Origin of the sequence: Actinomadura sp. GTD37 (genome assembly GCF_041951365.1) — a bacterium.
In the GTDB taxonomy this organism is placed as follows: domain Bacteria; phylum Actinomycetota; class Actinomycetes; order Streptosporangiales; family Streptosporangiaceae; genus Spirillospora.
Genome location: NZ_JBGNUS010000008.1, coordinates 223,570 through 237,623 on the forward strand (window position 1 = coordinate 223,570; position 14,054 = coordinate 237,623).

Consider the following 14,054-nt stretch of genomic DNA (forward strand, 5'->3'; position numbering starts at 1 on the left):
ACTCGAACGGAGGCGTTCGGAGGGGCGGACGAGCCCGTCCGCCGTGTTCACGGCCTCCGGAGGGGGCCGGCGCGAAGGGCTAGTGCAGGTTGATGCCGTCGAACATGACCTTGAGGTAGTGCTCCGCCAGGCCCTGGGCGTTCAGCCGGCCGCCCGGCCGGAACCAGCGGACGGCCACCCACACGGTGTCGCGGATCATCCGGTAGGTCAGTTTCGGGTCGAGGTCGTGGCGGAAGAAGCCGTCCTCCTGGCCCGCCTGGAGCGTGTCCACCCACATCTTCTCGACCTCGTCCTCGGACTTGATCAGGTAGGCGAACCGGTCCATGCCCTTGAGGTAGTTCCAGTCGTTCTGCATCACCGTGATGGCGGCCCGGTGCGGCTCCAGGGTGCCGAACGCGACCCGGACGAGCCCGGCGATCGTGTCGCGCGGGTTGCGGCCCTCGGCGATCACCGCCTGGTACGACGCCATGATCTCGGTGAAGAAGCCGGCCAGGATCTCGTCCACGATCGACTCCTTGGAGTCGAAGTGGTGGTAGAGGCTGCCGGACAGGATGCCCGCCTCGTCGGCGATGTTGCGGACCGTGGTGGCCTGGAAGCCCTTCTCCGCGAAGAGTTCGGCCGCCAGCCTGACCAGGTGCTCGCGCCGTTCCGACGCCAGGGCCGGTGAGCCCCTGCCCCGGCGGCGGGGGCCGCCGTCGCCCGCGGCACGGGTTCGGGATCCTCCGGACTTAGCGCTCGTGGTCGTCACCCTCTCATTATGCCGTGCCGCCCAACCGCTTGCTCGATTCGGCCGCCGCCCCAGGCTACGGCCAATACCAAGCGCTTGCTACGTCTGTGCACGAGGTATCTCGCGCGCGCCGCATAGGCTCGGGACCATGCCCGATGTGATCGTGTTCGACTTGTACGGAGTGATCGCCCGCACTCAGACGCCGGAGGCGATCCGGCGGATCGAGGGGATCGCCGGGGCGTCCGGCCCCGCGTTCTGGGACGCCTACTGGGCCTGCCGTCCCGCCTACGACGCCGGTCAGGAGAGCGCCTCCTACTGGGCGGACGTCGCCGCCCGGCTCGGCGCCGCGTTCCCCGACGTCCCCGCGCTGATCGAGGCCGACCTCGAAAGCTGGACGGACGTGGACGGCGAGATGGCCGACCTCGTCGGCGAACTGGCCGACGCGGGACGCACGCTCGGGCTGCTCTCCAACATCATCGGCGACCTCGTGCCCCGCTTCGAGGCCCGGCACGGCGCCCTGCTCGACCGCTTCGACGCGCTCGTCTACTCCTGCCGGATCGGCGTCGCCAAGCCCGATCCGCGCGCCTACGAGATCTGCGCCGAGCGCCTCGGCGTCCGGCCCGCCGACGTCCTCTTCTTCGACGACGCCGAACGCAACGTCCGCGCCGCCCGCGAAGCCGGCATGCGCGCCGAGCTCTTCACCGGCCCCGCCCAGGTCCGCGCCCTGACCGGCTAGCGCGGTCATCTCGTCAGGCGGAGGGGTGCCGCGCGGGTGCGGGACGAACCCGGTCTCGGCCGGGTCGTGCGGGGAGAAGGGCGCGGGCGGTGGCGGCGGTCGCGATCAGCAGGGCCGCCATGGCGAGGAAGGCGTCGGAGTAGTCGACGGCGACGGTCGCCAGCACGGCGAGGCCCAGCGCGGCGCCCATCTGTTTCGCGGTGTTCATCAGGCCGGACGCGGCGCCGGCGTCCCCGGGCGGGACGCCGGAGGTGACGGCGGCGGTGAGCGGGGTGCCGAGCAGCCCGCCGCCCGCCGAGATGAGGATCGCGGGGCCGAGGACGTCCGGCAGGTAGGCGCCGCCCGGGGACAGCCGGCTCTGCCACAGGAAGCCCGCCGCGGCGATCAGCGCCCCGGCGGCGATCAGGGTGCGGTCGGCCGCGCGCTTCATCAGCCGGGGCGTGACGCGCAGGACGACGGCCATGGTCAGCAGGGTGTGCGGGAGGAAGCCGAGGCCCGTCTGCAGGGCGCTGAGATGCAGGACGTTCCGCATGGACAGGGCCAGGAAGAACCACATCGGGTTCAGGCAGGCCCCGGCGAGCAGCATCGCCGCGTTCCCGGCCGCGACCGTGCGGATCCGCAGCAGCCGCAGCGGGAGCAGCGGATGCCGGGCCCGCGACTGCAGGACGGTGAACGCCGCCAGGGCGGCGGCGCCGCCGGCCAGGGCGGGTGCGTTCCAGCCGCGGGTGACGCCGTAGGTGAGGGACGCCACCCCGGCCGTGGCGAGGACGGCTCCCGGAACGTCCAGCCGCCGCCGCTCGCCCCTCCCGTCCGGCAGCAGGCCGGAGCAGAGCAGCGCGAGGGCGCCGACCGGCACGTTGACCAGCAGGATCCACCGCCACGACAGCGCCTCGGTGAGGACGCCGCCGGCGAGGTTGCCGGCCGTCCCGCCGGCGAGCCCGACGGCCGTCCAGGCGGCGAGCGCGCGGGGCCGGACGTCCTCGGCGAACGCGGTGGTGAGGACGGTCAGCGTGGCCGGCGCGAGGAGGGCGGCGCCGAGGCCCTGGAAGGCGCGCGCGGCGATGAGCGGGCCCTGCGCTCCGGCGAGCCCGCCGGCCAGGCTCGCCAGCGTGAACAGGGCCAGGCCGAGGACGAAGACGCGGCGCAGCCCGCAGACGTCGGCGAGCCGCCCGCCGAGCAGGAGCAGGCCCGCGAACGGCAGGGCGTAGGCGTTGACGACCCACTGGAGGCCGGCGGGGGAGACGCGCAGGTCGGCCTGGATGGACGGCAGCGCCACGTTCACGATCGACACGTCCAGCACGACCATGAACTGCGCGGCGCACGCCAGCGTGAGCAGGGCACGGTGCCGCGGTGTCATGAGGCTCCTCGATGGTACGTCCGTATCATTATGATACATCGGTACCATAGGGGCGTGCCGAGAACCGCCGACCACGACGCGCGGCGCGCGCAGATCATCGACGGGCTGGTCCGCGCCGCCGCGCGCGACGGCCTGCACGCCGTCACCATGCGGTCGGTGGCGGCGGAGGCCGGGGTGTCGCTACGGCTCGTCCAGTACTACTTCGAGAGCAAGGCGCGGCTCATGAACGCGGCGCTGGAGCGGCTCGAACGGCAGAGCCGCGAACGGTGGGCGGCGCGCCTGGCGGGGCTGGACGACCCGTCGCCGCGCGAGACCGTGGAGGCGCTGCTCGCCGAGGCGCTCCCGACCGACCCGGAGAGCCGCGCCTTCCACCAGGTATGGACGTCCTACGCCGTCCTGGCGCTGACCGATCCGTCGCTGGCGGCGCAGCCCTTCGTGGAGGGCCCCGACCGCCTTGAGCGGCAGCTCGCCCAGGTCCTCGCCGAGGCGCGTGCGCCCGGCGACCCGGCACGCGAGGCGGCGCGGCTGCTCGCCCTGGCGCACGGCCTCGGCACGAGCGTCCTGGTGGGCCGGCGTACCCCGGATTCCGCCATGGACATCCTCCGCCGCCACCTGGACGAGATCCTCCCCCGCTAAGGCTTGCGGGCGACGCCGCCGAAGGAGTCGATGGGGCGGGGGTCGCCGACCTGCGGGAAGTCGGGCCGCCACAGCGGCGTCGACGCGACGCCGGGCTCGACCAGCTCCAGGCCCTCGAACAGCGCCTCGATGTACTCGGGGGTGCGCGCGTGGTACGGGACGGTGCCCGCCTCCGCGCACAGCCGGAGCGCCTCGCCCCGGGCGGTGGCCTCGGCGGGCGTCCACTCGTCCACGCCCAGGACGTTCGTCCCGTCGTTGACGGCCACGTGGCTGCCGGACGGGAGCGCGTCCACGAGCCGCCGGACGATGCCGGGCGGGTCGTCCTCGTCGGCGATGTTCCCGACGACGCCGAGCAGCAGCAGCCCCACGGGCTCGGTGAAGTCGATGACGGACGCGGCCTCCTCGATGATCGCCTCCGGTTCGCGGATGTCGGCCTCGATGTAGGAGCACGTTCCGTCCGGGACGCTCTTCAGCAGCGCCCTTGCATGCGCCACGACCAGCGGATCGTTGTCGACGTACACGACCCGCGAGTCCCGGACGTCGCGCTGCGCGACCTCGTGGGTGTTGTCGACGGCGGGCAGCCCGGTCCCGATGTCGAGGAACTGCCTGATGCCCTGGCCGGTCATGAAATGCACGACGCGGATCAGGAACGCCCGCGACTGCCGCGCCACGTCCGCGATCTCCGGATACACGGCCGCGATCCGGTCCCCGACCTCCCGGTCGACCGCATAGGTGTCCTTGCCGCCGAGCCAGTGATTCCACAAGCGCGCCTGGTGCGGCCGCGTCTTGTCGATGACAGGACTCGGCTGGGCTGCTCCGTCGTCCATCCTGGGCACCTTCCCGCAGATTTAGAAAAACTTCCGCACATCACCCTAAACCCGCTGTGCCTATGGCTGTCATCCGACCGCGGAACGACTCCGATTCCCCTCCGTGGCTTGGCCGCATACGGCCACAGCCCCCAGAACAGGCCGCGGAGACCCGACATGTATCGGACGACGGAGAAGACCGCCGAAAAATCGATCAGACCTATCCCAAGGACGAACTCTGCTTCATGCGGTGACCCATGTCGGCATCACCCGCCGACAAATTGGTGGCCCCTACCATGGCGGAGCCCACGCCCAAGGCGGTCGAGGTATCCGCCTCGCTCACCGACTTCGTCGGTCCGCGCCATTGGCTGTTCTGGAACATCGAGAAGATCTGTCGACGAGCAGGTCGAGCCGGGCCGGAAGGATCTGACGTCGGTCAGTGCGGGGGTGGGAGTTCGGTGGCTGCTTCGGCGGCCTTGGCCAGGCGGTCGCGGAGGGTGCGCAGGAGTTCGTCGCCCTGTTCGGTGAGGCGCTCGATCGCGGGGAGCGCCAGGTCGTCGCGGACGGTGTCGGCGAGCAGTTCGTCGTACTCGTGGGCCTTCTCGGCGATCGACTCCAGGTGGCGCTGAGCGTGCAGGACCGCGTCGGCCGCCTTGGCGCGTTCGGCGTAGCGTTCCAGGGCCGCCACGCGGCGCGTCACCGCCTCGACTGAGATGTCCAGCTTGTCGCGCAGCGGGCGGAGGGCGGCCTCCACCTCGGGAAGCGTCGCCTCGCCGGCCATCTCCGCCTGGTCGGCGCGCAGCTTCGACTGCTTGGCGAGGACCTGGGCGATCTCCCATTCCTGGCGGGGGAGCGTGACCGCGTTGTCGACCGCGTCCAGCAGACCCTCGCGGTTGACGGCGGAGTCGCGGACGGTGTCGACCGCCGCCTGGACGCGGGCCAGCAGCGCGCGGCCCTCGCCGTCGAGGTCCTCGGGGGTGAGGTAGCGGTCGCGGCGCTGCTCCAGCTCGCGGGCGCGGCGCAGGTCGAGGGAGACCGACGGGGTGCCGAGCGCGACCAGCACGGCGAGCATGCCGAGGCCGATCAGCCAGAGCGAGCCGAGCAGCGGGGAGCCGACCAGGCCGAGGGCGAGCACCGTCAGCGGCGCGAGCCAGAGCAGCGGGCGGCGGCGTCCGACGATCGTGTCGAGCTCGGCGCGGAGGGTCGGGTCGGCGACCGGGCGCGGTTCGGCGGGGGAGCCGTCCTCGGGGGCGCGCGGCGGCGCGATCCGGCGCCAGGACGTGGAGACGTGGGTCTCGAACGCGAAGTCGGTGCGGGCGATCTCGATCTCGGTCGGACCGGGGGGCAGCGGCCACGAGCCGACGGGGTCGCCGCCGCCCGGACCGGTGAAGCGCACCCACCAGCCGCCCTTGCCCTCGTCGCATCGGTAGCGGCCGGGGGCGACGTCGATACCGACGAAGTACGTGCCGACGCCCGGTATGCGATCACTCCACGCGCCACTGGTCACCGGCGGCCTCCCCTCCCTGAACGACGTCCGGGGGTCGGTAAGAGTTGCATTACCCCGCATCCGCCCGGGAAAAGCCGGATCGGGTTTTGGAATACTCCTCGGGTGCGACCTGACTACGACCCCCTCGATGATCCGCCCTGGGCGATGCAACTGGTGGTACGCGCCGAGAAGGCCGCTCCGCCGGGTCACGGCACGGTCTGCGAGGCGGCGGCGACCGCGGTCGTCCGGCTGCTCACCGACCCGCGCGCCGTCGAGGGGGAGTGGCGGGAGGCCGTCCGCGAGTGGGAGTCGCGGCGCATACGGAAGGTGACGAGGCGGGCGCGGGGCGTGCGGTGGCCGGAGGTGCTGGCGCTGCCCGGCGTGACCGTCGAGCACGCGGGCGCGCAGGTGCGGGCCTTCCCGCCCGGACCCGTGTCGGACGTCCCGCCCCAGCTCGCCAAGCTCCAGGTCGCGGGCCTCGATCTCGCCGAGACCGAGGAGGCCGGGCCGCCGCCCGAACCCCCGTACGCGGCCATCGGCCTCAACCCGGACGTGACGATCACGACCGGGAAGGCCGCCGCACAGTGCGGGCACGCCGCCCAGATGCTCCTCCGCCAGGGCCGTCGCAAGGACGTGGCGGCATGGGTCGATGCGGGTGCTCCGGTGCGCCTGGTCAGGGACGTCCCGTGGAGCGAGTCCGTGCGGAGGGCGGCCGTGGCCGTGCGCGACGGCGGGTTCACCGAGGTCACGCCCGGCACGATGACCGCGATCGCGTGGATCGTCCGTAAATAAGGGCGGCGCGCCGGCACGCCGCGCGGACGGTCAGGGCAGGGTGACGGCGACCGGCGCGATGCCGGCCTCCCGGATCAGGGACGGCAGGCGCCCGGCGAACGGGTGGTGGTCCACCGGCAGGCCGCGCGGGTTGTCGATCACGTAGCGGACGACCCCGCCGGAGCGGGACTCGGCCCACGTCGCGCCGGCCGACCGCAGCACGGACGCGGTCCTCGCGGCGTCCGCCGCCCGCACCGACACGCGGATCGGCGACTCGTACGACGGCAGTTCCGCCGCCTCCCGCGCCGCCTTCGCCGTCCCCCGCGGCGCCGGGGCAGGCGCCGGGTCGGGGCCGAGGATCGCGTTGGAGAGCAGCTTCGCCGTGCCGTCGCTGAACGCGCGGAAGTTCGGCTCGGCCGCGAACAGCACGGAACGTCCCTTCCCGACGGGCTGGTCCACGACCGCCGCGGTGCCGCCCAGCTCGGACGCGCCCCGCTCGAACCCGGACACGAACCAGTCGGGCGAGCCGGACTCCGGGTACGACACGGCGACGCCGCTGGAGGCGTTCATCACCAGGTCGTAGGACGTGAAGTTCCACGCCGTCGCGCCGACGCCCGCCGCCAGCGGGCTCGCCCCGTCGACCCGCACCCGGAACAGCGTGCCGGGAATGTCGGACGTCGGCTCCGTCAGCGTCGCGGTCGTCAGGCCGAGCCGCGCGGCGAGCTGCGCGCCGCCCTGCCAGCCGACGTAGCGGCCGCCGTCCCGCGCCCACTGCTGGAGCGCGGCCCGCCCGGCGTCCCCGAGCGCGGTGTAGGCGGACTGCGCGGGGCCGTCCGGCGTGACGAGGACCTCGACGCCGTCGAGCTTGCCCGCCGCGACGTCCGCCGGGGTGAGCGGGGTGAACGGCAGCCTCCAGTCGCGGTCGAGGCGGTGCCGCAGCCAGCCGGCCGACTGCCGCGCCGCCGACGACGTCGACGACAGCTGCAGGACGCCGAGCTTCGGCGCCTTCCCGGCATGCCCCGGGCGCGGCGCCGGCAGCGCCGGCACCGGCACGGCCCGCGGGCGCAGGACGGCCCCGGACGAGCCCCCGGACACGTTCCCGAGCAGCGGCAGGCTCCACGCCGTCACGTCGTAGAAGTACGGGAACGGCGTGTAGGAGTCCTCGTTCAGCATGGCCTGGATCCAGTGCTTCTGGCCCTGGGCCATCGAGATCCAGTACGTGCCGGCGGGCAGCGTCGCCGCGGCCTCGGCGCGCCCGTACGCCTTGAAGTCCGGGACGTGCAGCGGCCGGGCGAGCCTCTGGACGCGCACGCCCATGCGCTGCAGCCGCCGCACGATCAGCCGGGCCTCGGCGCGCTTGGCCGGGTCGTCGTCCCGCAGGAAGTAGCTCCGCACCTTCCGGTCGGGCACCGGCCGGTCGATCTGGTTCGGCGGGTTGTAGATCTGGTTGGGCTCCAGTTCCCCCGCCTTGCCCTGCGCGTAGGCGTCCACGGTCATCTGGCGCCACTCGGTGAGGACGCGGCGCCGCTCGCGGGCCGCCGCCGACAGCGACACCCACTGGGTGAGGTACTGCTCCTTCACCCGCTCCGGGTACGGGCTGCCGTCGCCCTTCTCGTACGTCATCCCGGCGGCGTGGAACGCGCTGGTCGGGACCGTGTCCCCGTACCCCTGGTAGAAGAGGTCGTAGACGTCGCGGTTGAAGAAGTCGATGCCCTGCCGGGTGAACTCGGCGGCCATCGCCGCGCCGTACAGGTCGTTGATCCAGCCAACGGCCTGCTCGGGCGTCTCGTGGTAGATCGGGTCGGCGTTCGGCGGGAAGAAGTAGGACGTCCCGCCCATCTCGTGCGCGTCGATGTAGAGCGCCGGCGGGTACGCGTTCAGCATCGCCAGCTTGCCGTCCGTCTCCGGCTGGGTGCGCGCGAACCAGTCGCGGTTCATGTCGAACCCGTAGGCGTTCTGGCGGGTGTTCAGCTCGCGCCCGTCCGGGTTCTGCGTCGGCAGGACGACGACGAGCGCGTTCTCGATGATCGCGGCGGCGGCGCAGTCGGTCCGGTCGCCGAGGTCGCGGAGCACCCGCAGCGCCGCGTCCGTGCCGCTCGGCTCGTCGCCGTGGACGTTGCCGCTGATCCACAGGATCGGGACGCCGCGCTCGGTGATCCGCCGCGCGAGCGCCTCCGGCGTGCGGGGGTCGCGCAGCAACCCGGCCTCCCGCCGCACCTCGGCGAGCCCCGCCCTGGACATCAGCGCGGGCCGCCCGGCGATCGCGTACTTGAGCGGGCGCCCCTGCGCGGTGGTGGCCAGCGTTCCGGACACGACCCGCTCGCTCTTCGCGGCGACCGCCTCCAGGTAGCCGTCGGATTCGGCGGCGCTGACCGGCCGCTCGCCGAGCTCGAAGCCGAGGACCTGCCCGGGGGAGGGGACCCTCCCCCGGTAGACCGGTGCGGTCCCGGTGGGGTCACAGGCGGCCGCGGGCGCGGCGGGCCGCGCCGACGCGGGCGCCGCGAGCGACGCGGGCACGGCCAGGGACGCCGCCAGGACCACCGGCAACGCCAGTTCTCGCGCTCTCATGAGGCACAACGTGACATCGGGCGGAGGCCGCACCAATGGCAACATCTGCCAAGATCAGTCGCGCCTTTCGGGGCGCGGGCGCGGCCCGGTCAGCGCGACGGCCCGGTTGATCGCCTGGAGCGCGAACTCCTGCGTGCGGGTCAGCCCGTGCGGCCCGACCGGGGACGAGCCGGGCTCGGCCTCCCTGCGCGCGCCGGCGAGCTGGGCCTTCGCGCTGAACCCGTAGGACAGGAACAGCAGCACCACGAACGCCGCCAGGTAGAGCAGGTGCTCGACCAGGCCGCCCCACCGGCCCTTGAACACGTCCAGGACGGCGAACATCGCGAACCCGGCCATCCAGCCCGCGAGCGGCGGCACGAACAGCACGTCGCGGCGGAGCACGACGCCCGCCACCGCGCTGAGGACGAGCAGCGCCTCGACCGCCTTGGCGAAGACCAGGACGCCCGCCGCCGGGCCGGACCCGAAGTAGCCCTCGATCTCCTCCTGCCGGTCGCCCCACAGCACGACCGCGCTGACCAGGCCCGTCACGCCGTACGCGACGATGAACACGCCGACCGCGTAGTGGAACCGGTGCCACGTCCGCGTACTCGGAGACGTCCGTCCGCCGCCCTGCACCGGGCCGGGGACCGCCCCCGGCGCCGGGCTCTGCGCCTGCTCCGCCGCCGGGCTCTGTGCCTGGCCCGCCGCCGGGCTCTGCGCCTGGCCGGGCGTCGCCTGCGGCGCGACGCCGAGGGCCGGCGTGGCGTCCGGGTCGGATCCTGGACCGGGGCCCGCGCCCACCGTCATCTTCGCCCCCATGTTCCTGTTCATGTGTTACGCGCAAGATATCCCGGATAGGGTCCCGTGGACCTCCGAAACGCGGGCCGTCCGCACCCCCCGGTCGCCGGCCGCGCCGGCGCCGCCCCCGCGCTGACCAGCCGCGGTGCTTGCACCCCGGCCGGTGAAGCGGGAGGGTGAGAGCACGTCGGGCCGCGCGGAGTCCGTGAGGGAACAAGGATGACGCCTGACGATACGGGAACGGCCGCGCCGTCGAAGACGCGGATCGAATATCTGGAAGAACTCGGTGGCGAGCTGGTCAAGCGCGGCCTCCGGGTGCGCCTCACGCTGCCCCGCGGGCAGTCGCCGAGCCTGCACGTGATGAATCCGGACGCCGCCGCCCTCACCGAGAACATCCTCGCGGAGCAGGGCGCGGACGGCTGGTGGTACTGGTGGTCGTGGGCGGAGCGCATCGCGCCCGCCGCCGACGTCGCCGCCGCCGCCGACCGGGTGGCCCTCGTCCTTTCCGCCTGACCGCCGCCCCCGGGCGCCCGCCTGACGGCCGCCCCCGGGGTGAAGCGCGCCGTGACCTGGGTCACGGTGAATGTTGAGCCGCGGAACATTTCCGCCGCCGTGGCCGGGAGCGGGTCCGTTCCCGGCCACCGCCGCGCGCCCGCGTCCCGGACCGCCGCCACGCCGTGTTCCACCCATGTTGATCTCGTGTTACGTGATTGTTACCGCCGACAACAAATCAACATGCCGTCAGGTCTGGCGCGACGGACAAGTGCGACATAAGTTGCGGGACACAACATTCACCCCCCGGTGGACGGCTGATCTCGCTCACCGGTTCAGAAGACCCCGGCCGCGGCACGGCGGCCGCCCCCAGAAAGGACCCGGGCAATGCGCAAGGGGATCCTCAGCCTGATGGCCCTCACGACGGCCGCGGCACTCAGCCTCACCGCGTGCGGGGACGACGGCGACGACTCCGGCGGTTCCGGAGAGGCCAAGGGCAAGGTCGGCGTGATCCTGCCCGACACCGCCTCGTCCGCGCGCTGGGAGAACTTCGACCGGCCCTACCTCGAGCAGGCGTTCAAGGCGGCCGGCGTCCAGAGCGACATCCAGAACGCCGAAGGCTCGGCGCAGCGGTTCCAGACCATCGCCGACCAGATGCTGACCAGCGGCGTCACCGTCCTGCTCGTCACCGGGCTGGACTCCAACTCCGCCGCCGCCGTGCAGCGCAAGGCGCAGGCGCAGGGCGTCAAGACCATCGACTACGACCGCCTCACCCTCGGCGGCGTCGCCGACTACTACGTCTCCTTCGACAACGTGAAGGTCGGCGCCACGATGGGCGAGGGCCTGCAGAAGTGCCTGGGCGAGAAGGACGCCAACATCGTCTACCTGAACGGCGCCCCGTCCGACAACAACGCGACGCTCTTCGCCAAGGGCGCGCACGACGTCCTCGACAAGGTCACGACCTACAAGAAGGTCGCCGAGCAGCCCGTCCCCGACTGGGAGGCCGAGAAGGGCGCCACGCTGTTCGAGCAGATGTGGACCGAGCAGCACGGCAAGATCGACGGTGTGCTCGCCGCGAACGACAACCTCGCCAACGCGGTGATCTCGATCCTGAAGAAGAACCAGCGGTCCGGCAAGGTCCCGGTCACCGGCCAGGACGCCACCGTGCAGGGCCTGCAGAACATCCTCGACGGCACGCAATGCATGTCGGTCTACAAGCCGACCAAGCAGGAGGCGGACGCCGCCGTCAAGCTCGCCATCTCCCTGATCAAGGGTGAGAAGGGCGCGACCACCGCCACCGAGCACGACCCGGTGGGCAAGCGCGACGTCCCGTCGGTGCTGCTGACCCCGGTCGGCATCACCAAGGAGAACATCAAGCAGGTCGTCGACGACGGCGCCGTCAAGGCGACCGACCTCTGCAAGGGGGCGTACGTGGCCAAGTGCGAGGCCGCCGGCGTCACGGTCAAGTAACGACCCCCGCCGAAACCTCGTGGCGGGCCCCGCACCGCTGAAGGCGTCCCGGATACCCGGAAACCCGGGACGCCAGGGGGCCCGCCACGGGCGCACGGCAGAACCTGGAAGGAAGCACGTGGCTGAAAACGGAGACCCCGTCCTCCGCCTGACCGGGCTCAACAAGAGCTTCGGTGCCGTCCACGTCCTGCACGACGTGGACTTCACGCTGCGGCTCGGCGAGGTCATGGCCCTCGTCGGCGACAACGGAGCGGGCAAGTCGACCCTGATCAAGTGCATCGCCGGCATCCACCCGTTCGACTCGGGGCAGATCGAGTTCGACGGGCGCCCGGTGACCATCGACGGGCCGCGCACCGCGGCCGACCTCGGCATCGAGGTCGTCTACCAGGACCTCGCCCTCGCCGACAACCTCGACATCGTGCAGAACATGTTCCTCGGCCGGGAACGCCGCTCCGGCCTCGTGCTGGACGAGGCGTCGATGGAGGAGTCCGCCCGCGAGGTGCTGGCCCGGCTGTCGGTCCGCACCATGAAGTCCGTCCGCCAGCAGGTGTCCAGCCTGTCCGGCGGGCAGCGGCAGACGGTCGCCATCGCCAAGGCCGCGCTGTGGGAGTCCAAGGTCGTCATCCTGGACGAGCCCACCGCCGCGCTCGGCGTCGCCCAGACCGAGCAGGTCCTCGGCCTCGTCCGGCGCCTCGCCGACAGCGGCCACGCCGTCGTGCTGATCTCGCACAACATGAACGACGTCTTCGAGGTCGCCGACCGCATCACCGCGCTGTACCTCGGCCGCGTCGCCGCGGACGTCGCCCGCTCCGAGGTCACCCACGGCCAGGTCGTGGAGCTCATCACCGCCGGCCGTTCCGGTGATCTCGGCCTCGCGCCGACGACCGCCGCCGAGAGCATCTGAGGGGGGACCACGTGTCCACCGACATCCCGAGCCCGAAGGAGACCGCCGTGAAGCTGGCGGACTCGGACTTCGCGACCGACCGGCGCGAACACGACATGAGGTCGGCGGCGCTCGACTACTGGAACAAGATCAAGGCCGGTGAGCTGGGCGCGCTCCCCGCCATCCTCGGCCTGATCTCCCTGGTCATCCTGTTCACCGCACTGAAGCCCGACACGTTCCTCAGCAAGGCGAACATCGCCAACCTGTCGACCCAGGCGCTGCCCATCACGATCCTCGCGATGGGTCTGGTGTTCGTCCTGCTGGTGGGCGAGATCGACCTGGCGGCGGGCGTGGCGAGCGGGCTCAGCGCCGCCGTCATGGCCAAGATCCTCGTGGACGGCGGCCAGCCCTGGTACGTCGCGATCATCAGCGCGGTGGCGACCGGCATCATCATCGGCACGGTGATCGGCTGGCTCGTCTCCGTCCTGCGAATACCGTCGTTCGTCGTCACGCTCGCGTTCTTCCTCGGGCTGCAGGGCATCACGCTGCGGCTGATCGGCGAGGGCGGCACCGTGCCCGTCCGCGACGAGGTCATCGTGGCGCTCGCCACCAAGAACATGCCGATCTGGCTCGGCTGGACGCTCGCCGTGGCCTGCTCCGCCGGCTACACCGCGACGCAGGTGCTGCGCTGGCGCCGGCAGCGCGTCCGCGAACTGCACTCCAAGCCGATCGAGTTCGTGCTCGCCCAGTCCGGCGTCGTCTCCGCCGCGCTGCTGATCAGCACCTTCGTGCTCAGCCAGGACCGCGCGCCGAGCCCGCTGATCACGCTGGGCGGCATCCCGTGGGGCGTCCTGCTCGTCGGCATCCTGCTGATCATCTGCACGTTCGTGCTGGGCCGCACCGCCTACGGCCGGCACATCTACGCCGTCGGCGGCAACGCCGAGGCCGCGCGCCGGGCCGGCATCAACGTGGTCCGCATCCGGATCTCCGTCTTCATGATCGGGTCCGGGCTGGCGGCGGTGAGCGGCATCGTGGCCGCGTCCCGGCTCAACTCGGTCGCCGTCAACGCGGGCGCGGGCAACACGCTGCTGTACGCGGTCGGCGCCGCCGTCATCGGCGGGACGAGCCTGTTCGGCGGGCGCGGCAAGGCCCGCGACGCCATCCTCGGCGGGCTCGTCATCGCGATCATCGAGAACGGGCTGGGCCTGCTCGGCACCAAGGCCTACCTGAGCTTCCTCATCACCGGGGTGGTGCTCCTGCTCGCCGCCACCATGGACGCGCTGGCCAGGCGCCGGCGGACGTCCGCCGGGCGATGAGCCCGCGGGCCCGGTGACCCCGTGAACGC

13 protein-coding genes are annotated in these 14,054 nt (G+C 72.4%); 7 read left to right on the forward strand and 6 right to left on the reverse strand.

All coding sequences use genetic code 11. The features are described from left to right. Positions 1 to 79: 79 nt before the first annotated feature. Complete coding sequence (locus ACA511_RS33165; protein ID WP_375028630.1) at positions 80 to 748, reverse strand: TetR/AcrR family transcriptional regulator; 669 nt, start codon at positions 746 to 748, stop codon at positions 80 to 82. Between the two features lie 127 nt (positions 749 to 875). Here ACA511_RS33165 and ACA511_RS33170 point away from each other — a divergent pair, with 127 nt between their 5' ends. Beyond that, entirely contained in the window at positions 876 to 1,463 is a 588-nt protein-coding gene (locus ACA511_RS33170) for an HAD family hydrolase (protein ID WP_375028631.1), read from the forward strand. Between the two features lie 13 nt (positions 1,464 to 1,476). Here the strand turns inward: ACA511_RS33170 and ACA511_RS33175 are convergent, their stop codons facing one another. Then, positions 1,477 to 2,820 (reverse strand): MFS transporter, encoded by a 1,344-nt coding sequence (locus tag ACA511_RS33175; protein WP_375028632.1) that lies wholly within the window; start codon positions 2,818 to 2,820, stop codon positions 1,477 to 1,479. Positions 2,821 to 2,874: 54 nt separating this feature from the next. Here ACA511_RS33175 and ACA511_RS33180 point away from each other — a divergent pair, with 54 nt between their 5' ends. Further along, positions 2,875 to 3,456 carry a TetR/AcrR family transcriptional regulator gene (locus ACA511_RS33180; RefSeq protein ID WP_375028633.1) on the forward strand — a complete coding sequence of 194 codons (582 nt, stop codon included), beginning with the start codon at positions 2,875 to 2,877 and terminating at the stop codon, positions 3,454 to 3,456. Here ACA511_RS33180 and ACA511_RS33185 read toward each other — a convergent pair. Both ACA511_RS33185 and ACA511_RS33190 read right to left on the reverse strand, forming a co-directional pair. Next, positions 3,453 to 4,283, reverse strand: coding sequence for an SAM-dependent methyltransferase (locus tag ACA511_RS33185; RefSeq protein ID WP_375028634.1), 831 nt, complete (start codon positions 4,281 to 4,283; stop codon positions 3,453 to 3,455). The genes ACA511_RS33180 and ACA511_RS33185 overlap by 4 nt on opposite strands. Before the next feature lie 415 nt (positions 4,284 to 4,698). Beyond that, on the reverse strand, positions 4,699 to 5,769 hold the full coding sequence (locus tag ACA511_RS33190; protein WP_375028635.1) for a hypothetical protein: 1,071 nt from the start codon (positions 5,767 to 5,769) through the stop codon (positions 4,699 to 4,701). A 102-nt stretch (positions 5,770 to 5,871) separates the two neighbouring features. On the opposite strand from ACA511_RS33190, the gene ACA511_RS33195 reads away from it, so the two are divergent. Beyond that, complete coding sequence (locus ACA511_RS33195) at positions 5,872 to 6,540, forward strand: hypothetical protein (protein ID WP_375028636.1); 669 nt, start codon at positions 5,872 to 5,874, stop codon at positions 6,538 to 6,540. A gap of 30 nt (positions 6,541 to 6,570) precedes the next feature. Here ACA511_RS33195 and ACA511_RS33200 read toward each other — a convergent pair whose 3' ends face one another. Both ACA511_RS33200 and ACA511_RS33205 read right to left on the reverse strand, forming a co-directional pair. Then, positions 6,571 to 9,087: a M14 family zinc carboxypeptidase gene (locus ACA511_RS33200; RefSeq protein WP_375028637.1), complete on the reverse strand. Its 2,517-nt coding sequence runs from the start codon at positions 9,085 to 9,087 to the stop codon at positions 6,571 to 6,573. A 54-nt stretch (positions 9,088 to 9,141) separates the two neighbouring features. After that, positions 9,142 to 9,897, reverse strand: a complete 756-nt coding sequence (locus tag ACA511_RS33205; RefSeq protein ID WP_375028638.1) for a hypothetical protein — start codon at positions 9,895 to 9,897, stop codon at positions 9,142 to 9,144. A 186-nt stretch (positions 9,898 to 10,083) separates the two neighbouring features. On the opposite strand from ACA511_RS33205, the gene ACA511_RS33210 reads away from it, so the two are divergent. The 4 genes from ACA511_RS33210 to ACA511_RS33225 all read left to right on the forward strand — a co-directional run bounded on the left by ACA511_RS33210 (position 10,084) and on the right by ACA511_RS33225 (position 14,025). Beyond that, complete coding sequence (locus ACA511_RS33210; RefSeq protein ID WP_375028639.1) at positions 10,084 to 10,377, forward strand: hypothetical protein; 294 nt, start codon at positions 10,084 to 10,086, stop codon at positions 10,375 to 10,377. Positions 10,378 to 10,743: 366 nt separating this feature from the next. Beyond that, positions 10,744 to 11,826: a sugar ABC transporter substrate-binding protein gene (locus ACA511_RS33215; protein WP_375028640.1), complete on the forward strand. Its 1,083-nt coding sequence runs from the start codon at positions 10,744 to 10,746 to the stop codon at positions 11,824 to 11,826. A 118-nt stretch (positions 11,827 to 11,944) separates the two neighbouring features. Then, positions 11,945 to 12,730 (forward strand): ATP-binding cassette domain-containing protein, encoded by a 786-nt coding sequence (locus tag ACA511_RS33220; RefSeq protein WP_375028641.1) that lies wholly within the window; start codon positions 11,945 to 11,947, stop codon positions 12,728 to 12,730. An 11-nt stretch (positions 12,731 to 12,741) separates the two neighbouring features. Further along, positions 12,742 to 14,025 carry a sugar ABC transporter permease gene (locus tag ACA511_RS33225; RefSeq protein ID WP_375028642.1) on the forward strand — a complete coding sequence of 428 codons (1,284 nt, stop codon included), beginning with the start codon at positions 12,742 to 12,744 and terminating at the stop codon, positions 14,023 to 14,025. The last annotated feature ends 29 nt before the right edge of the window (positions 14,026 to 14,054 follow it).

Coding starts and splice junctions, on each gene's coding strand:
- ACA511_RS33200 (WP_375028637.1), bottom strand. CDS start 9,087: ATGAGAGCGCGAGAACTGGCGTTGCCGGTGGTCCTGGCGGCGTCCCTG.
- ACA511_RS33175 (WP_375028632.1), bottom strand. CDS start 2,820: ATGACACCGCGGCACCGTGCCCTGCTCACGCTGGCGTGCGCCGCGCAG.
- ACA511_RS33185 (WP_375028634.1), bottom strand. CDS start 4,283: ATGGACGACGGAGCAGCCCAGCCGAGTCCTGTCATCGACAAGACGCGG.
- ACA511_RS33205 (WP_375028638.1), bottom strand. CDS start 9,897: ATGAACAGGAACATGGGGGCGAAGATGACGGTGGGCGCGGGCCCCGGT.
- ACA511_RS33215 (WP_375028640.1), top strand. CDS start 10,744: ATGCGCAAGGGGATCCTCAGCCTGATGGCCCTCACGACGGCCGCGGCA.
- ACA511_RS33170 (WP_375028631.1), top strand. CDS start 876: ATGCCCGATGTGATCGTGTTCGACTTGTACGGAGTGATCGCCCGCACT.
- ACA511_RS33210 (WP_375028639.1), top strand. CDS start 10,084: ATGACGCCTGACGATACGGGAACGGCCGCGCCGTCGAAGACGCGGATC.